The sequence below is a fragment of the Rhizobium oryzicola genome, assembly GCF_030504645.1.
In the GTDB taxonomy this organism is placed as follows: Bacteria; Pseudomonadota; Alphaproteobacteria; order Rhizobiales; family Rhizobiaceae; genus Neorhizobium; species Neorhizobium oryzicola.
Genome location: NZ_JAUKWQ010000011.1, coordinates 63,321 through 82,198, shown reverse-complemented (window position 1 = coordinate 82,198; position 18,878 = coordinate 63,321). Strand labels below are relative to the sequence as shown.

General features: G+C 59.0%; 16 protein-coding genes. 8 read left to right on the top strand and 8 right to left on the bottom strand.

Annotation, left to right across the window (positions count from 1 at the left end; genetic code table 11):
* Nucleotides 1-6: 6 nt before the first annotated feature.
* Genes Q2T52_RS22665 through Q2T52_RS22655 form a run of 3 tightly spaced genes read left to right on the top strand, consistent with a single transcriptional unit; the run spans nucleotide 7 to nucleotide 2,870 of the window.
* A complete protein-coding gene (locus Q2T52_RS22665) occupies nucleotides 7-942 on the top strand; it encodes a carbohydrate ABC transporter permease (protein WP_302079163.1) in 936 nt (311 codons plus the stop codon).
* On the top strand, nucleotides 935-1,783 hold the full coding sequence (locus Q2T52_RS22660) for a carbohydrate ABC transporter permease (protein WP_302079162.1): 849 nt from the start codon (nucleotides 935-937) through the stop codon (nucleotides 1,781-1,783). The genes Q2T52_RS22665 and Q2T52_RS22660 overlap by 8 nt, the downstream gene beginning before the upstream one ends.
* A gap of 13 nt (nucleotides 1,784-1,796) precedes the next feature.
* Entirely contained in the window at nucleotides 1,797-2,870 is a 1,074-nt protein-coding gene (locus Q2T52_RS22655; protein ID WP_302079161.1) for an ABC transporter ATP-binding protein, read from the top strand.
* 87 nt (nucleotides 2,871-2,957) lie between these two features.
* Here Q2T52_RS22655 and Q2T52_RS22650 read toward each other — a convergent pair whose 3' ends face one another.
* Both Q2T52_RS22650 and Q2T52_RS22645 read right to left on the bottom strand, forming a co-directional pair.
* Nucleotides 2,958-3,671: a response regulator transcription factor gene (locus tag Q2T52_RS22650; protein WP_302079160.1), complete on the bottom strand. Its 714-nt coding sequence runs from the start codon at nucleotides 3,669-3,671 to the stop codon at nucleotides 2,958-2,960.
* Nucleotides 3,672-3,776: 105 nt separating this feature from the next.
* Nucleotides 3,777-5,267 carry an MFS transporter gene (locus Q2T52_RS22645; RefSeq protein ID WP_302079159.1) on the bottom strand — a complete coding sequence of 497 codons (1,491 nt, stop codon included), beginning with the start codon at nucleotides 5,265-5,267 and terminating at the stop codon, nucleotides 3,777-3,779.
* A 98-nt stretch (nucleotides 5,268-5,365) separates the two neighbouring features.
* Between Q2T52_RS22645 and Q2T52_RS22640 the strand changes: the two genes are divergently transcribed.
* Genes Q2T52_RS22640 through Q2T52_RS22630 form a run of 3 tightly spaced genes read left to right on the top strand, consistent with a single transcriptional unit; the run spans nucleotide 5,366 to nucleotide 10,278 of the window.
* Nucleotides 5,366-5,917: a TetR/AcrR family transcriptional regulator gene (locus Q2T52_RS22640; protein ID WP_302079158.1), complete on the top strand. Its 552-nt coding sequence runs from the start codon at nucleotides 5,366-5,368 to the stop codon at nucleotides 5,915-5,917.
* A 48-nt stretch (nucleotides 5,918-5,965) separates the two neighbouring features.
* Entirely contained in the window at nucleotides 5,966-7,144 is a 1,179-nt protein-coding gene (locus Q2T52_RS22635) for an efflux RND transporter periplasmic adaptor subunit (protein WP_436799577.1), read from the top strand.
* A gap of 8 nt (nucleotides 7,145-7,152) precedes the next feature.
* Nucleotides 7,153-10,278: a multidrug efflux RND transporter permease subunit gene (locus Q2T52_RS22630; RefSeq protein ID WP_302079157.1), complete on the top strand. Its 3,126-nt coding sequence runs from the start codon at nucleotides 7,153-7,155 to the stop codon at nucleotides 10,276-10,278.
* A gap of 430 nt (nucleotides 10,279-10,708) precedes the next feature.
* Here the strand turns inward: Q2T52_RS22630 and Q2T52_RS22625 are convergent, their stop codons facing one another.
* The 5 genes from Q2T52_RS22625 to Q2T52_RS22605 are packed head-to-tail and all read right to left on the bottom strand — an operon-like array spanning nucleotide 10,709 to nucleotide 15,086.
* Nucleotides 10,709-11,629, bottom strand: a complete 921-nt coding sequence (locus tag Q2T52_RS22625) for an HlyD family secretion protein (protein WP_302079156.1) — start codon at nucleotides 11,627-11,629, stop codon at nucleotides 10,709-10,711.
* Nucleotides 11,626-12,348, bottom strand: a complete 723-nt coding sequence (locus Q2T52_RS22620; RefSeq protein ID WP_302079155.1) for an ABC transporter ATP-binding protein — start codon at nucleotides 12,346-12,348, stop codon at nucleotides 11,626-11,628. The genes Q2T52_RS22625 and Q2T52_RS22620 overlap by 4 nt, the downstream gene beginning before the upstream one ends.
* 2 nt (nucleotides 12,349-12,350) lie before the next feature.
* Nucleotides 12,351-13,481: an ABC transporter permease gene (locus Q2T52_RS22615; protein ID WP_302079154.1), complete on the bottom strand. Its 1,131-nt coding sequence runs from the start codon at nucleotides 13,479-13,481 to the stop codon at nucleotides 12,351-12,353.
* Entirely contained in the window at nucleotides 13,478-14,914 is a 1,437-nt protein-coding gene (locus Q2T52_RS22610) for a TolC family protein (protein WP_302079153.1), read from the bottom strand. Before Q2T52_RS22610 ends, Q2T52_RS22615 begins: the two co-directional genes overlap by 4 nt.
* A gap of 40 nt (nucleotides 14,915-14,954) precedes the next feature.
* Nucleotides 14,955-15,086, bottom strand: a complete 132-nt coding sequence (locus Q2T52_RS22605; RefSeq protein ID WP_302079152.1) for a hypothetical protein — start codon at nucleotides 15,084-15,086, stop codon at nucleotides 14,955-14,957.
* A gap of 154 nt (nucleotides 15,087-15,240) precedes the next feature.
* Between Q2T52_RS22605 and Q2T52_RS22600 the strand changes: the two genes are divergently transcribed.
* Complete coding sequence (locus Q2T52_RS22600; protein ID WP_302079151.1) at nucleotides 15,241-15,936, top strand: response regulator; 696 nt, start codon at nucleotides 15,241-15,243, stop codon at nucleotides 15,934-15,936.
* Nucleotides 15,929-17,017, top strand: a complete 1,089-nt coding sequence (locus tag Q2T52_RS22595; protein ID WP_302079150.1) for an ATP-binding protein — start codon at nucleotides 15,929-15,931, stop codon at nucleotides 17,015-17,017. Before Q2T52_RS22600 ends, Q2T52_RS22595 begins: the two co-directional genes overlap by 8 nt.
* Here Q2T52_RS22595 and Q2T52_RS22590 read toward each other — a convergent pair.
* Entirely contained in the window at nucleotides 17,014-18,846 is a 1,833-nt protein-coding gene (locus Q2T52_RS22590) for an ABC transporter ATP-binding protein (RefSeq protein ID WP_302079149.1), read from the bottom strand. The genes Q2T52_RS22595 and Q2T52_RS22590 overlap by 4 nt on opposite strands.
* Nucleotides 18,847-18,878 lie beyond the last annotated feature (32 nt).

The following is an 18,878-nucleotide window of genomic DNA, read 5'->3' as shown; positions in this document are numbered from 1 at the left end:
GAAGGCATGACGGATATGACGGCGGCTACCTATGCGCGGCCGGCCCCCGCCAAAAGCGCGGTGAAATACAAGAGCCCCACAGCACGCGGGCGTTTGCCGGTGCTGATCCTGTTCCTGCCACCGGCGTTACTGCTCTTCACGCTCTTCGTCATCCTGCCGATGGGCGAGGCCGCCTGGTACAGCCTCTACCGCTGGAACGGCTACGGCACACCGACCGAATTCATCGGCATCAAGAATTTTACCGTTCTCTTCAACAATGCCGCCTTCTCGCAGGCTCTGATCAATAACGGCCTGATCATTTTGATCTCGCTGCTCTTGCAGATCCCTCTGGCGATCTGGCTGGCAATGATGCTGGCGCACAAGATCGCCGGTGTCGTTGCCTTCCGGCTGATCTTCTTCCTTCCCTACGTCCTTGCCGATGTGGCAGCGGGCCTGATCTGGCGCTTTGTCTATGACGGTGACTACGGCCTCTTTGCAGCCGTGGCCGGTTTCTTCGGTGTCGCGACGCCTTACGTGCTGGCGGATCGCAGTCTCGCCATCTACGCAGTGCTGGCGGTGATCGTGTGGAAATATTTCGGCTTCCACATGATGCTTTACATCGCCGGCCTGCAGGCCGTGGACCGCAGCGTCCTAGAGGCCGCCGAGATCGATGGCGCCACCGGCTGGCAGAAGTTCCGTTATGTCACGCTGCCGCTTCTCGCATCCACCGTCAGGCTGTCCGTCTTCTTTGCGATCATCGGCTCCCTGCAGCTCTTCGATCTTGTCATGCCGCTGACGGGCGGCGGGCCGTCCAACTCCACCCAGACGATGGTGACCTTCCTCTACACTTACGGCGTCACGCGCATGCAGGTGGGCCTCGGCAGCGCGGTCGGCGTCGTGCTCTTCGTCATCTGCGTCACGCTCGCCTTTGGCTACAAACGGATCTTCATGCGCCATGACTGATACGACATCTGGCATCAAAATGACGGCGGGAACGCGCCTCTATCTCTACGCCTCGCTGTCGCTGGTGGCTTGCCTCGTGCTCGTGCCTCTGATGACGACGGCGCTCGGCGGCTTCAAGTCGCTGGGAGATCTGCGCGTCAACCCGTTCGGCCTGCCGCATCAATGGGTGTGGTCCAACTACACCGACATTCTGTTCGGCGAACGCTACTGGCGGCAGATGGGCAACTCCCTACTCATTGCGGTCATCTCCGTATTCCTGACGGTGGTCGTCTCCGCCATGGCCGCCTTCACCTTCGCGCATGTGAAGTTCTTCGGCTCGGCGCAGCTGATGAACTATTTTCTGATCGGCCTGATGTTCCCAGTCGCAACCGCCATCCTGCCGCTCTTCATCCGCATCCGGGATTTAGGCTTGCTGGATAGCTATTGGGGCGTGATCCTGCCGCAGGTGGCCTTCGGGCTCGGCATGAGCATCCTGCTGTTCAGAAACTATTTTAGAAACCTTCCGGACGAACTCTTTCAGGCGGCCTTTGTTGATGGCTGCGGCTATATCCGCTTCTTCTGGTATGTGTCCTTGCCACTCTCGCGACCGATCGTGGCAACCGTCAGCATCGTCACCTTCGTCAACAGCTGGAACAGCTACATCCTGCCGCTGATCATGCTGAACACCGAGACGAAATACCCCTGGCCGCTCGGCATCATGGTCTATCGCGGCGAGTTCGGCACGGAATGGCAGCTGGTGCTGGCCTTCATCACGCTCACCATCCTGCCCACCGTCATCGTCTTCTTCCTGGCGCAGAAACACATCATCGCAGGCCTCACGGCCGGTGCGGTGAAATCGTAATTCGGAGAGTGAAATGGCATCAGTAGAACTAAAAGATGTCCGCAAGGCCTATGGCGCGCTGGAAGTGATCCATGGCGTATCGCTGTCTATCGCAGATGGCGAATTCATTGCGCTGGTCGGCCCCTCCGGCTGCGGAAAATCGACGCTGCTGCGCATGATCGCGGGGCTTGAGGATATCAGCCATGGCGAGGTCGTCATCGGCGGTAATGTCGTCAACGCGCTGACCCCACGCGAGCGCAACATCGCCATGGTGTTCCAGTCCTATGCGCTTTATCCGCATATGACGGTAGCGGAGAACATGGGCTTCAACCTGAAACTTTCAGGCGTTGCCAAAGCCGACATCGAAAAACGCGTTGCGGAAGCGGCTCGGATGCTGGCGCTCGGCGATCTCCTGGATCGCAAACCCAGCCAGCTCTCCGGCGGTCAACGCCAGCGCGTGGCCATGGGTCGCGCCATCGTGCGCGATCCTGCCGTCTTCCTGTTCGATGAACCGCTGTCGAACCTTGATGCGAAGCTGCGCGTTGCCATGCGCACCGAGATCAAGACGCTGCACCAGAAGGTTGGCACCACCTCCGTCTACGTGACGCATGACCAGATCGAGGCCATGACACTGGCTGACCGGATCGTGGTGCTGAACGGCGGCAATATCGAACAGGTCGGCACGCCGCTCGACCTTTACCGCACGCCCGCCAATCTGTTCGTCGCCGGCTTCATCGGGTCGCCAGCCATGAATTTTCTCGATGCGGATGTGGATGCGGAGAATGGACAGCCTGCGGCGCGCCTTGCCGATGGGACAATCGTCAGGCTGGACCTAGCACGTCAGGTCAAGCGTGGGCAGGCGGTGAAACTCGGCATCCGTCCGGAGCATTTCGTGGCTGGCGATACGGGCGACACGGTTGTGGGCGGGCAGACACTAGTGGTGGAGCCGACGGGCGCACAGACCCATGTCGTCTTCACGCTGGCGGGCGAGCCGGTGACGGCCGTGGTCGATGGCGCTTTCCCGGCCCGCCATGGCATGCCTTTCCAGGCCGCGGTTGCGGCACAACAGGTGCATGTCTTCGACCGCGGCACGGGGCTGTCGCTGTAGACTGCGAGATAGCGGCATTTTCGGCTGGGGGTCACTCGGCGCAGATCAGGACTTCAGGTCGACAAACCTTGACGCACAACTTCATCGTCAAGCAATCCTGGATCGGTGATGATCGCAGACATCCCTGGTCCTCTCCGCACCAGTGCGTTCTACGGTGTAGCCGACGCCCCTGATGGAACGGATGAAGTCCGAACCCAGTTTCTTGCGCAGCGTGTAGATTGTCACCTCGATCGCATTGCTTTCCACCAGTGTGTCGACATCATAGATTGCATACTCAATATCCGCCTTGGACACGTATCGACCAGAGCGCTCCATGAGGATGCGAAGGGTCAGGAATTCTTTCAGAGTGAGCCGAATTATTCTGTCATTGCGTCTCACAATCATCGCGTCGGTATGCAGTTCGACGTCGCCACTGCGGAGCGGTTCGTCAACGGCATGCCTCTGCCTGCGCAAAAGCGCCCTGATCCTGGCCTGGAATTCAGCCATGTCGAAAGGCTTTGCGAGATAGTCGTCCGCGCCGCTGTCGAGACCTTCTGTACGATCCTGGGATCGGCAAAAGGTACTCAGCATCAGGACAGGCAGATGGTTGCCGGCTGAACGCAGCTTTCGAACAAGGTCCAGTCCGCTCGTCCGGTACAATGATACGTCGAATATGCCGAGATCATAGTGCGTCTCAGCAATCGCCTGGATCGCGATTGCCTCTGTCTCAAACCAGTCTACCCGGTAGGAGTTCTGGATGAGCGACGACTGCAATATGCGCGCGAACAACCTATCGTCTTCGACCAGGATAATGCGTGTCATCGGAACCTTCTTGTTTTCCTGCTGCTTAGATTATGGGTGCAGTCAATGGTAAGGGCAGGATTGCAGCATCCCGCCTTGCATCATGTGATGACGTTCTGTGGACGTTCAGTGGAGACGCGACCGGCTCTCGGAGCCTTGAAGAACTCGGTAAACGGCAATAGCCAGCAGCCCGGTCAGGACCGCAACGCCCATCAGAACGGTGCCGTGTGCATGCATGAAGGCGAGTTTTGCTGCCGAGATGATTTCGCCACCAGCACTGCTGCCAACTGTCCTGGCAGCGGTCATCGCCTCGCCGATCGAGTTGAAGGCACTTGCCGGTGCGGTGGCCGGTGCTTCGAAGGAATGCCGGTATATGGAGTTGACCAGCACGCCGAAGACAGTCACGCCGAGACCGGCACCGAGCTCATACCCGGTGCTTTCCAAGGCTCCTGCAGCCCCCGCCCGGTCCGCCGGAGCGCTGCTGAGAATAGCAACTGACGAGGCAAGTAGGCCAACCCCCAGAGAGAAGCCGAGCAGAGCCAGCAAAGCCGGCGTCACGAAACCCGGACTCTGAAAGTCTACGAGAGCGAGTGCAGCAAGGGAGATCGCCGCAGCAGCCATGGAGGCAGATGCAACCGCTCTCAAGCCGAGCCAATGTTGCAGCCGACCACCGATCGGGCCGCCTACCGCAGCGGCCACAACAAGCGGCAGCATGAAAAGGCCAGCCTCCAGCGGCGTCTTATCAAGCACGAATTGTAGTTCCTGTGCCAGTAAAAGTTCGAACCCCGCAAGTGAACCGCTGGTTACAAAGGCCATCAGGATGCCCACCGAGATTGCTGGCTTGCTAAGCAGCGCGAGATCCAGCATGGGGCTTTCGGAGTGAACCTGCATGCGAGCAAACCACCCAAGCAGCACAAGGCCGATAGTGAGGGGCGCGATAGCGCTGATGGCAAAACCGGCCTTGAAGGCGGTCTTCACGCCGTAGACGCTTAGCATGAGGCCGAGGATCAGGACCAGTGCTTGACCAAGCTTCCACGGAGTCTGGAGATTTCCTGGACGGTCGGAAATCAATGTCCAGACGATCGGGATCACAACCAACATCACCGGCACGTTCACCAGAAATACGGCGCCCCACCAGAAATGTTCCAGCAGCAGACCGCCAACCAGCGGGCCGGCGGCAGCGCCCGCCATGCCAACAACGCTCCAGATGCCAAGCGCCATCGCCCGCTCTTTATCGTCTTCAAAAGTCTGGCGGATGAGCGCGAGAACGGAGGGCATGATCATCGCCGATCCGAGGCCGAGTGCGGCGCGTGCGGCAATAAGGCTGATTGCATTTGGCGAAAAGGCCGCGGCAACGGAGGCCATACCGAAGATGCCAAGACCTATCAGCATGATCCGCCGATAGCCGACCCTATCGGCAAGCGTTCCCATCGGCACCAAAAGGCCCGCCATGACCAGAGCATAGCTATCGATGATCCAAAGCATCTCGGTGCCGGTGGCGGCGAGCGCGATGGTCAGAGTCGGCACCGCGATATGTAGGATCGTCATGTCGATCACGACCGGGAGAAACGCCATCATCACGGCGAAGAGCACGAGCCAGCGGTACGAAAGTGCCATTTTCAGTCTGCCTACAAAATATCCGAACGTTCGTTTTTATTTCTTGCATTTATATACGATCGTTCGTAAAAAAGGCAACTGAGATTTGGAGGTGCCTGATGGGCCGTAATCGCAAGATATCAAAAGACGAGATTCTGGATGCCGCCGCGCGCGTGGTGGTGAAGCTAGGAGCAACCGGCCTGTCGATTGACGCCGTGGCGCAGGAGGCGGGCGTTAGCAAGGCGACGGTGGTGTACGACCACAAGTCAAAAAGCGCTTTGCTGGATGCGCTCATCGAGCGGGAAATCAAAGCCGAAGTGGAACGTATCGACGCCTCTGTGCAAGCACATGGCGACACGCCGCATCCGGAACTTTTCGGGCGAATTGCTGCGCTGGAGCAGCCGATCAGTGAAAGCGACCGAGCAATTGCCACGACCATAAGTGCTTCGATGGCGGATGACGACAAGCTGCGCCTCCACATGCAGGAATTGACCACAGCGGACCTGCAGGCCATGGCATCCGGCCCGAAACCCAGGGCCGCACTGCTGGCCTATCTCGCGCTGACCGGTTTCTACTGCACGGAACTCTTTGGTTTCCATACGTTTCCGGAAGCGGAACGACGGGAAATCCTCGAAGCCATCCGGGCCATCTACACCATCTTTCCTGAGTAGAGCTGAGCGCCCGCCCAGATAAACACAATCCGCGACAAGGAGAAACGCATGACACGCCGCAGCCAACTGCCGCGCCTAAAGCTGTGCCTGATTGCCGCCAGCATGATTTTAACGCCCCTTACTCATCTGCATGCGCAGGAAGGCGTTGCGGCCCCACCGGCCGCCGTTGGCGTCATAGCCCTGAAGACGCACCCCATTCCGTTCATGAGCGAACTGCCGGGGCGCATTGCCGCAACGCGCGTTTCAGAAGTGCGTGCCCGCGTCTCCGGCATTCTTCAGGAGCGAATTTTTCAGCAGGGTAGTGTCGTCAAGCAGGGCGAGGTCCTCTATCGGATTGATCCCCGTTTGTTCAAGGTACGGGTGCAGAGCGCTGAAGCTTCCCTGCAAAAGGCCAAGGCTGTTCAGGTGAATGCCCAGCAACAGTTCGACCGTCAAAAGACACTTCGGGAGCGAAGTGTCTCGACCGGCGTCGATTTTGATGCGGCCGCAGCCAATCTGGCCCAAGCCAATGCGGAAGTCGCCCTGCAGCAAGCGGCTCTCGACGAGGCGAAGATCAATCTCGATTACACCGAAGTACGCGCCCCCATCACGGGCATCATTGGCGCCGCGCTCGTGACTGAAGGTGCACTGGTGACTGCCGAGGGCACGTCCAGCTTGGCTCTCATTCAGCAGGTCAATCCGGTTTACGTCGATTTCACGCAGTCGGTGCAGGATTTGCTGGCACTGAAGCGCGCCGTGGCGGAGGGCAAGTTATCGAGCCCCAGCCCTGGAGCGGCCCGCGTGGAACTGGTTTTCGACGGCGGCGAGACCTATTCGCAAGCGGGCAAGCTGCTTTTCTCCAACGCAAGTGTGGACCCGAACACAGGGCAGGTCATGCTGCGGGCAGAATTCCCGAACGATCGCGGCGAGTTGTTACCGGGCATGTATGTGCGCGTGCGCGTCGAACAAGCAATCCAGCAAAGCGGCCTCACTGTTCCGCAACGCGCCGTTACCCGGGATGCTGATGGCAAGCCACAGGTCTATGTGCTGGCCAAGGATAACACAGCCCAGACGCGTCAGGTGGCGCTCGGTGCAGCCATCGATGCGGAATGGATCGTGCTCTCCGGGCTTCAAGCGGGGGAGACGATTATTGTCGATGGCGCCCAGAAGATCCAGCCCGGGGCCAAGGTCGTGCCAGAGGTGTGGTCGTCGCCCAAGCAATCCGCCGCAGATGATAAGGCGAAGTGAGAACAGACATGGCTAAGTTCTTCATTGAGCGACCCGTACTTGCCTGGGTTTTCGCTCTCTTCATCATGATTGCGGGCATCATCACCGTTCCGATGTTGCCGGTTTCGCAATATCCCTCCGTAGCGCCGCCACAGCTTTCGATCTCCACCAGCTACCCGGGTGCATCGCCGCAGGAGATCTACCAAGGTGTGACGCGGCTGATTGAGGAGGAGCTGAACGGTGTCCAGGGGCTCGCCTATTTCGAGTCGACCTCCGATAATACGGGTTCCGTCGGCATCAACGCGACGTTCAGGACGGGCACGGACATCGCCAAGGCAACAGTCGATGTGCAGAACGCAATCCGGCGTACGGAGGCACGACTTCCTGCAACAGTTCGTTCCCAGGGCGTAACAGTGGAAGAAGCAAATGCGGGCTTCTTGCTCATTGCCGCACTGACCTCCAATGACGGCAGGATGGATGAAATCGCGCTCGGCGACTACATCAACAGAAGTGTCATTGGCGAACTCCGCCGCCTTCCCGGCGTCGGTCGTGCACAGCTATTTGCTTCCCAGCGGGCGCTGCGTGTCTGGATCAATCCGGACAAAATGGTCGGCCTGAACCTCACCGCCGCCGATGTGAATGCCGCCATCACGGCACAAAACGCCCAGGTTGCGGCCGGCCAGATCGGTGCTTCGCCAAACCCGATCAATCAGGATCTGACCGCAACCGTTATCGTGCAGGGCCAGCTGGCAACGCCGCAGGAATTCGGCAATGTCATCCTTCGCGCCAATGCGGATGGATCGACCGTCCGGTTGCGTGATATCGCTCGGATCGAGCAGGGCGCGGAAACCTATACATTTTCGAGCCGTTTGAACGGCAAGCCTTCTGCGGGCCTTGCCATCCAGCTTTCCTCCACCGGCAATGCGGTGGCGGTATCGGCGGCCGTGAAGGCAAAATTGCAGGAGCTATCGAAGTTCTTCCCGCAGGGTGTGGAATATTCCATTCCCTATGACACCTCGCCTTTCGTGAACGCCTCGATCGAAAAGGTCCTGAGCACGCTGGTTGAAGCGCTCGTGCTCGTTTTCGTGGTGATGTTCGTTTTCCTGCAGAACCTTCGCTACACGATCATCCCGACGCTTGTGGTACCCGTGGCCTTGCTCGGCACCTGTGCCGTGATGTATGCCACAGGCTTCTCAATCAATGTGCTGACCATGTTCGCCATGGTGCTGGCGATCGGCATTCTCGTCGACGATGCAATCGTCGTCGTGGAAAATGTCGAGCGCATTATGGCGGAGGAAGGGCTGTCTCCAAAAGAGGCGACGCAGAAGGCGATGGGTCAGATCACCGGCGCCATCCTTGGCATCACGCTGGTTCTGGCTTGCGTGTTCATTCCCATGGCGTTCTTTCCCGGCGCATCAGGTATCATCTATCGCCAGTTTTCGCTGACAATGGTGGTATCCATCCTATTCTCGGCATTTCTTGCGCTGTCGCTAACACCCGCGCTCTGCGCGACCTTCCTGCGCCCCATCAAGGCGGGGCATCATGAAAAGAAGGGTTTGGGTGGCTGGTTCAATCGCGGCTTTGACCGGATGACGTCTGGCTACACCCACAAGGTCAAAGGCATGACTCGTCGCGCCGGACGGATGATGGTTGTGTACCTCGCGCTGGTGGCTGGCCTTGCCTATGTCTTCGTCCAGATCCCCAGCTCCTTTGTTCCCAATGAAGACCAGGGCTTCCTGTTGGTTGATATCCAGGCGCCGTCCGAAGCGAGTGCCAACCGCACTTTGGCATCGGTGAAGCAGATCGAAACGATCTTCAAGGGTGAGGAAGCCGTCAAGGATGTGTTCGCTGTCCAGGGTTTCAGCTTCTCCGGCAACGGTCCCAATGCCGCCCTTGCCTTTGTGACGCTCAAGGACTGGAGCCTGCGCGGCAAGGGCAATTCAGTGGATGAGATCGCGCAGCGCGCCAACATGCAGCTGTTTGCGCTCAAGGACGCTACCTCGTTTGCTCTATCTCCGCCGCCGATCGAAGGCTTCGGCACGACCAATGGTTTCTCCTTCCGCCTGCAGGATCGCGGTGGCAAGGGTCAGGCGGCGTTGAAGTCTGCAGCGGGCGCCCTGATGGCGCTGGCTGCCAAAAGCGATGTCGTGACGAATGTGCGCGTCGAGGGACTGCCGGAATCGGCGCAGGTCGTTCTCGTTATCGATCGTGAAAAGGCCAATACATTCGGCGTGACGTTTGGAGAGATCAACAATACCATCACAGCCAATCTCGGTTCGTCATACATAAACGACTATCCCAATGCGGGGCGCATGCAGCGTGTTATCGTTCAGGCTGAAAGCCGTGCACGTATGCAGTCGGAAGACCTCATGAAACTCAACGTCCGCAATGCCAGCGGCGGCATGGTGCCCCTGTCGGCATTTGCCATTGCGGAATGGAAGAAGGGCGACCCACAGATCGTCGGGTACAACGGGTACCCCACGGTGCGCATCACGGGCGAAGCCAAGCCGGGGCAGTCTTCGGGTGCCGCCATTGCCGAAATGCAGAAACTGGCTGCGCAATTGCCGGAAGGCTTCGGCTACGAATGGTCGGGGCAATCGCTGGAGGAAATCACCTCCGGCGCTCAAGCACCGCTGCTGTTCGGTCTGTCGATCCTCTTCGTCTTCCTGCTGCTTGCTGGGCTTTACGAAAGCTGGTCAATCCCGCTCTCGGTCATGCTCGTCGTTCCGCTTGGGGTAATCGGGTGCGTGCTCGCCGTCATCGCGGCAGGTACCGGCAACGACCTCTACTTTAAGGTGGGTCTCATCGCGATCATCGGTCTGTCCGCAAAGAACGCCATTCTGATTGTAGAGTTCGCGAAGGATTACTACGCCGAAGGCAGGTCACTGCTGAATTCGGCGGTTGATGCGGCACGCTTGCGGTTCCGGCCGATTATCATGACATCGCTGGCCTTCACGCTGGGTGTCGTTCCGCTTGCGATTGCAACGGGACCCAGCGCCGCCAGCCAGAATGCCATCGGCATGAGTGTTCTCGGCGGCATGATATCGGCCACCGTGCTGGCGGTGTTCTTCGTTCCGGCCTTCTTCGTTTTCATCCTCACGGTGATGCGCACGAAGCGGCCAAGCGAGACCACGCAGAGCACGGACAGACCCTGACGTATTTGGGCTTAGATTTTTCCCCGATGGGATGAAAAAACAAAGTACCCGTCATGCCAACCAAAGCATGGCGGGTCCTGATTTATATAATACCTTAATAAATATATGTGATTTACCGAGACCACATAGTCGATGCGACACCGACCGAGGCAAAGTGAACTGTCAAGTCACCGCGGCGGTTTCTTTCATACGCGATGACGTAAGAGCGATCGCATTCTGGGAGCAGGCACGTTGCTCAACCTAAGCACACGGAATTGTAGCTTCAACGTCGCCAAATCTCGGGCACACTTTGCCAGTAGAAAGAGCTCGCAGATCGATGCAATACCGAGCCATCAGGGGCTTGGTGAGGCGAGAGGTTCGCCAGGTGCAGCTCTTCAAGTTCTTGCCGCGCCCACGTCAAGAGTTGGGCGCGACAGTCTATAATCGAAGCTTATTTATAGACACGCACCATAACCCGCTGGCCGACGCGCAGCGATGCATCCTGACGGATTGCAATGATGGATGTGGCCGTGCGGGTATCGTTTCTTTCGTTGGCCAGTTGACCGGTGGCCTGCATCAGCACCGGAGAGATGCGCAGGATACGACCCGGCACTGGTTTTACCGCGCGATCATCGCTGAACACCTCAACCTCGACATCCGGCTTTACCCCATCCAAAAACTGTTCCGGGATTTCTGCACGCACGATCTTGTCTCCCGCAGGCAGCAGCGTAAACATATCGGTCATGGCCTGCAGCGAAACCATGTCGCCCAACTTTACGGCCTGCCGGATGACAACCCCATCCGTTGGCGTTCGAACAATGCGCATCTCAACTTCGCGGGCAGCGAGTGCCGCTTTTGCCTTGGCAGCCTCGAGAGCGGCGACCGCGATATCTGCTTCGGCTGTGAGATCGTTTTTCGCTGCAATGGCATCATCCAAGGCCTGATCGGACACAGCCTTGCCGCTGGCTGCCTGCTGCATACGTTCTGCAAGTTTGGCTGCGGCTTTCGCCTTGGCTCGAACCATTCGCAGCCGTGCCTCTGCCTGTCCCACCTCGCTTTCAGCAATTTTTGCAGCGAGTTCCTCCTGCCGGCTATCGAGCTTTGCCAGAACGTCTCCAGCTTGAACCCACCTCATCTCCGCCGTTTCAATCGACAGGATGCGTCCGTCACGAGGCGCGGTGATCTTCAATAATCCGCCCTCAACTTCCACGACACCGCGTGCCGCCGCCAGGATCGGTTGGGCTGCGCGCTGTTCGCTGGCCTGATCCTCCTCGGCATTCGGAGCGTTGGCGCTGAGCCAGAGGGCCGCAGGGAGGATGATGGCTGACGCCGTTGCCATCGCGATATATCTGAAAGAGCGCTTGAGCTTCATGGAACGTCTCGTTCTGTCGATTGGGAAACTGCATTGGGGCGCTCATCGCGCAACAGCCGGCCATCCTCCATCTGGAGAACGCGGTCGGCCTTGGAGAGCAGGCGCATATCGTGGGAGACGCACAGGACGGCGGTGCCCGTCTCTTTCGCCGTGGCGCGGAGAATTTCGATGACATTGCGACCGTTTTCGCTATCCAGCGCACTGGTCGGTTCGTCGGCAAACAATATGACGGGTCGCTTCACGATGGCACGAGCGATTGCCACACGCTGCTTTTCGCCGCCAGACATTTCGGCAGGGCGCAAATGCTTGCGTTTCGAAAGCCCCACATGGTCCAGCGCCAACAGCGCACGTTCCCTGGCTTCGTCCTCCGGAATATTCATATAATCCAGCGGCACCTGCACCTGCTCCAACGCCGTCAAGGCCGGAAACAGGTTGAAGCCCTGGAAGATGAAGCCGCAATATTTGAGCCGGAACAGATCCCGTTGTTCATCGGTCAGCTCCGAGAGGTTAAACGAACCCACATGGACCGCCCCCTGATCCGGAGATGACATGCCGCTGAGGATGGCGAGAAGCGTGCTTTTACCACAGCCGGAAGGGCCGATCATCAGGGTGAATTCCGCGCGGCAAATATCGACGGTGACATCAATGAGCGCCCTCGTTCGGATATTCTGCACATTGAATGATTTCTCGATGTGGGTTGCCTGGAGAACAGGGCGCATGTCTACCTCAGAAGCGAAGCGGGGTCGGCATCCCGCAGACGGTGAATGGCAAGCATGCAGGCGACCATGGCGACCAGCAGCACGACGCCGGATGCGCCTGCAATCACGCTGATGCGAAGATCGAACGGAACCCGGTATATCGCGGCGAGAAGTGCAATCGTGAGGCTGATAACCAGGCTTGCGACGAGCCCAGCCAGTCCGACCCAAGCGGCCTGCTCGACAACGATCTTGCGCAGACGAGGGAAAGGTACGCCGAGTGCGCGCAAGGTCGCGTATTGCGGGATCGTACCCGCGACAGCAGCCATCAAGGTCTGGCTTGTGATTACGGCACCGATCAGCATCGCGATCAGCGTTGCAAATACAAAGGCAATGCCGGCACCGGAATCCAGCAGCATGTAGAGCGTGGACATGTCGGCCAGCATGCCCGCCCGCCACACTTCATACCGAGGTGGAGATCCGCGGTTGTTCAGGCGCCGGGCGATGCTTTCGCCCTCGCCGGCTCTTTTCACATTATAGAGAAAGTAGGTCGCACCACCATCGGCCGGCAAGGCAGTATCCAGCGTGCGAGCAGTTTGGAGGGAGGCAACGACATTCACGCCGCCCAAGCCCCGCAGCCCATCGATGAAGCCAATAAGCTCCACGGCGCGCCCGTTGATTTCGGCCCGGTCACCCAGCTTCACTGATAGCTTGCCGGCATCGGCGGCATCAATGGCAATCGCGCCCGGAGCACTCAGTAGGTTGCGAAGGGCGCGCGGGATAACACGATCCAGCCCTTTGGCGTCCGCCGCACTTTCAATGCCAATAATGGTGACGCTGACACCACCTCCCTGGGCAGCGCGCCAATCCCCCGAACCGATCAGAAGTGGCTCCGTATGGGAAACGCCGGCCTCTGCATAAAGTTCCGCCGCTGTATCGGCGGGCACCGTGCGCCCCAATTCCACGCTTTGCGTCCCGGGAAATCCGACCCAATAATCCGCACTGGATTGCGTGACATAAAGTGCGTTGGCGCTGACGATGCCGAGCAACAATGCGCCCTGAACCGTCATGAGAACACCGGAGAAGGCAACGGCGACCGCCGCCGGCAAGAAGCGCCGCCAGTCGTGCAGCAGGGTTTTTCGTGCGATCGAGATCATCGGCCCGCATCCTGCCGTCCTGAGGCAACCGCCAAGCCACCCGCGGGTGAGCCCCCAATTGCCTTTGAAAAGAGAACGAAGGCCAGACTTTCACTTTCGACGGAATCCACGAGTTCACCGCGCAGACGCAGAACCGCAATCTGAGCGCCAAGCGAACCAGAAGCGTCGGCAAGGCCCTGACGAAGGAGAAGGTTTGCAGCATTGCGCTTTGCATCTGCTGCTTTGAGATCAGCTGTCAGGCGCGCCGTGTTCTGCTTCGCAAGCTGCCATGCACGCAAGGCAGCTGACGCTTCCTCATAAGCGGACAGAACGTTTTGCCGATAGGCCGCCATGGCTTCTTCCAGCTGTGCCTTTCGAGCTGTGACGATGTCGCGGCGCTTGCCTTGATCAAAAAGAGGCAGCTGGATGGACGAACCGCCCATGGCACTGAAAACTGAACCCGCAACCGCAGTGCCTATGCCAATCATGCCGGAAAGCTGAATCTTCGGATAAAGATCCGCCTCAGCGAGACCGACCTCTGCACCGCTTTGAAGCACGACCAGTTCGGCCCGGCGCACATCGGGTCGCTGGCGCAATAGATCGGCGGGACGAGCCGCGATCGCGGTCTTACCGACGACCGGCTGGGTTGCAGGCGCCGCGAGCCCGGGATCAGTGGATGCTGTGCCCAGAAGAGTGGCGATTTGCTGGAGCGTGTCAGCGATCGATGCTTCCAGCTGGGATCTTTCCAGCTTTGCTGCTTCCATCTCCATGCGGTAAAGATCCGCCTGAACAGGAGCCTGCAGACCCGTTTTGGCCTTCGTCTGCTCAAGAACCTGATTCTTGCCGAGCAGGCCAATGAGCGCCTCGTTGATCATTCGACGCTGCTGCCGTGCGCGCAGCCGCGTATATGCCGACGCGACGTCCGCCATGACGGCAAGCTTGGCTGCTTCCACATCCTGCGCCGCCATCCCGGCAGATGCATCGGCAGCAATACGGGTCAGCCCCTTCTGGCCAAACAGGGATACTTCCCACCCTCCATCTAGGTTAACCTGCAAAGGCCGACGCGTCGGATCATCCCGGGTTGCTTTCGCCGTTCCGCCCTGGGCAAGCGCGTTGAGGCCGACATTGGGCGAATAGGCGGCAATGGATGAATGCGCCAGCGCCCTTGCCGCCGTAAGCCGCTGCTGGGCCTGCACAAGCGTGAGGTTTTGCGCCAGAGATTGCGCCATCAGGCGTTCCAGCATCGGATCTCTTAACGCCTGCCACCAAGACACCTGCGCTATGCCGCTGGCCTGGATCGCGGCGTTCTTCCCCTGATAGGCAGCCGGCAGTGCTGGCGCCTTGGCCTGCGGCCTCAGGTCCTGGATCTGGCATCCTGCCAGCAAAGGCAGCAGGAGCAAACCAAGAATACGGGCGCTTCTCAGCCAAGCCGAGCATAGGTCCGCAGCAGTCATATTTGTTGCATCCATGGCTTGCGTCACTGCCCAAGCCAGCTCATCGCATCGGCCAATGCTGAAGGGTAATGGGCAGCCGTGCCTGCAGTGGAACGTCGACGACGGTCTTCATCGTCATCATTGCGGTGGCAAGAATCAGAAGGCTGAGGAGAATGGAATTGGTGTCCGACATGATGCGTCCCTTTCGATGGTCACACATCACTTTGAGCGGCGGCAGATACAGCGCAGTTTGTGTGCAGGTTTCATGGAGGCAGCCTTTGCCCGGTTGACGTTTGCCCCGGCACACGGCTTCCTTCCCTCAGACAAATCACTGCGGAACACCAATCATGGACAATTCGCTCGTTCTGATCGTCGAGGACGAACCGGAGATTGCGGAAATATTGGAAGTGTATTTTTCGCGGGAAGGTTTCCGGACGGTCTCTGCTGCCAATGGATCGGTCGGCCTCTCGCACCATGTCCGCCTGAAGCCGGATCTCATCGTGCTCGATGTCAAGCTTCCCGACCAGGACGGCTTCGAAGTGCTGGCCGCCGTGCGCAGGCGCAGCAATACGCCCGTTATCATGGTTACCGCGCTGGCGGAAGATCTGGACAAACTTCAAGCCCTGCGGCTTGGAGCGGACGACTATGTGGTCAAACCGTTCAATCCGCTTGAAGTGGTGGCGCGTGCCAAAGCGATCCTGCGCAGAACAATCGGCGGCAGTCTCCGGCAGGTCAGGCGGGTCGGGATGCTTTCAGTGGATATGGAGGCGCATACGGCAACGGTGGAGGCGGCGGAAGGTCCACGTATGCTTGAGCTAACCCGGACGGAATTCCGGCTTTTGGCGCATATGGCGGCGTCACCAAACCGGGTGTTCGAGCGATCGGAGCTCGTAGATGCCTGCCTGCCTGAAGGTGAGGCGCTGGACAGGACGGTTGACAGCCATGTCAGCAACCTGCGGCGCAAACTCGCCGCGGCCGGAGCAGATCGGCTGCTCACCGGCGTCCGTGGCGTTGGCTACAAACTGAGCGAACTCCATGTCTAACACGCTGAATACCCACATTGTCCGAGCAATGGTCGGTCTGACGCTCGTTGCCTTTGCCGTCATGTATTTCGGCTTCATGGCCTATTACTTTTTCATCTACGAATGGCTCTATCCCGATGCCGTTTTCGATGAGAAGTGGCAGACGAGCGATTTCGTGCTTTTGGCGGTTATTCTCTCCACGGGTGTCATCACTGCGTCGTTCGTTGGGTGGCGAATGGCGCAGCAGATCGTTCGGCCTCTGAAATCGGTAGCAGGAGCAGCGAGGCTGATTTCCGAGGGCGATTTTTCGGCACGCGCCGAAACCGTGGGTACTGCCTTTGGAGAGGCCAAAAGCCTGATCCACGATTTCAACTCCATGGCGGAACGCCTGCAAAAGGCGGAAGCAGAGATTAAATATTCCAACTCGTCGATTGCCCATGAGCTGCGCACACCGCTGACAATCCTGCGCGGCCGCTTGCAGGGGCTTCTGGACGGAGCATTTCAGCCGACACCTGAACTTTATAACCGTCTAATCGTGCATGTGGATGATCTGTCCACCATCGTCGAAGAGCTCCGCACCCTTGCCTTGACCAATGTAGGGCAACTCGCGCTCGACCTGTCCGAGGTAGATCTGCCGCTGGAGGTGGCTTCGGTTCTCGCCTCTGTCGAGGAAGATTTGCGACAGGCAGGCATCAAGATCCACACCGATTTGGAAGATGCGCAAACACATGCCGACCGGACACGCATTCGCCAAGCAATCCTGGCTATGGTCGACAATTGCAGGCGTTACGCCCCAGGCAGCATCGTATCGCTGAAAACCGGAAAGACAGCGGACTATCTGTTTGTACGCTGCTCCGACACTGGCCCGGGCCTTCCTGCGGAAAATCGTGAAAAGGCCTTTGAACGGTTTTGGCGCGCAGATGATTCCCGCACGCGATCGCGCGGCGGTTCCGGTCTCGGCCTATCCATCGTGCGCGGCATTGCCCGTGCGCATGGCGGTGAGGCGCTCATCGTTGATCATGATGGGCCGGGCTTCTCCGTGGAATTACGCCTGCCCCAGCATCACGCGGTCGATCGCGATAAAGGCAGACCCGACGTTTAGACCGCGACGAAATGACCGTCGCTGACAGTACGATAGTTCCTCTGAACCGGCTGATAATCCGGCTCCCGTATCGGACTGCGAAGCTCGTCTACCGGGGAGCCTCGCTTTTCTCGCCTCACATCAGGATTAGGGATGGGTACCGCCGCCATCAGCTTCTTCGTGTACTCATGTTGCGGATTGCCGAACACGGACGCCCTTGGCCCGATCTCCACGATCTCGCCGAGATACATGACCGCGACACGATGGCTGACACGCTCGACAACCGCCATGTCATGGCTGATGAATAGGAAGGAGAGGTTGAGGCTCTGTTGCAGGTCGAGCATCAGGTTGATGACCTGCGCCTTGATCGAGACGTCCAGCGCCGACACACTTTCATCCGCCACGATCACTTTGGGCTGAAGCGCGAGCGCACGGGCGATACAGATGCGTTGCCTTTGACCGCCTGAGAATTCGTGCGGATATCGGTTGGCCATGTCTGGTGAAAGACCGACCCTGACCAGCATGTCGGCCACGACATCCTTTGCCTGTTTCGCGGTGCCCATCTTGTGTTCCAGATAAGGCTCGGCAATCGCCTGCCCCACCGTCATGCGTGGGTTCAGCGAAGCGAACGGGTCCTGGAAGATCATCTGCACGCTTTTGCGCATTTCACGCATGTTGTGCTTGTCCAGCGAAAGCACGTCCCGGCCTTCGACGAGGACGGTGCCGGCATCCGGCTCGATCAGGCGCATGATAGCCCGTCCGGTGGTGGATTTGCCGCAGCCGGATTCGCCCACAAGCGACAGCGTCTCTCCCCTGTAGAGATCAAAGGAAACGTTCTCGATGGCATGCACGCGTCCCGTCAGGCGTCCGAAAAGGCCGGCATGAATATCGAAGCGCTTGGTCAGGCCCTTCACCTCGAGAAGGGGCTTGGTGCCCGAAACCGTGTCAGGCGTTTCAATCGGCTGGCTGACAACGCCTGTCGTACTATCGGTGATCGGGAACCGCACAGGGCGATCATGCGCCTGCATGGAGCCCAGCACCGGTACCGCGGACAGCAGAGCGCGGGTGTAAGGGTGCTTGCCGCGATGGAAGATGTCTGCCGTCGCACCGGTTTCCACCTGCTCGCCACGCAGCATGACGACAGTCCGGTCCGCGATTTCCGCCACCACGCCCATATCGTGGGTGATGAACAGAACCGAGGTTCCTTCTTCCTCCTGCAGCATCTTGATGAGGTCGAGGATCTGCCCCTGGATCGTCACATCCAGCGCCGTCGTCGGTTCATCGGCAATCAGCAGCTTCGGCTTGGAAGCCAGCGCCATGGCAATCATCACGCGCTGGCGCATGCCGCCGGAAAAGCGATGCGGATATTCATCGAAGCGGGAAGCGGCCGAGGGAATGCGCACCTTTTCCAGCAGGCGGATGGTTTCAGCTCTCGCTTCCTTGACCGACATGTCGCTATGGCACAGCAGGGCCTCGGAGATCTGGTCGCCAATGGTGAAGAGCGGGTTGAGGCTCGTCATCGGCTCCTGGAAGATCATCGAGATCTCATTGCCGCGCACCTTGCGCATCTCGTGCTCGGGAAGGGACAAGAGCTCCCGTCCGTTCAACGAAATACGGCCGTCGATACGGCTCATGTCGGGCGACAGCAGCCGCATGATGGAAAGCGAGGTCACGCTTTTGCCGGACCCAGACTCACCGACGATCGCAACCGTTTCGCCTGGAGCCACAGAGAAGGAAACGTTGCGAACAACCGGCTTCCATGCCCCATCCACGCGGAAGGATGTGGTCAGGTTCTCAACATTGAGAACCTGCTCAATGGCGGATGTCGTGCAGTTCGTTGAGGGGTTCATGCTCATTCCCTTCCTGCAGATCCCGATGGTTG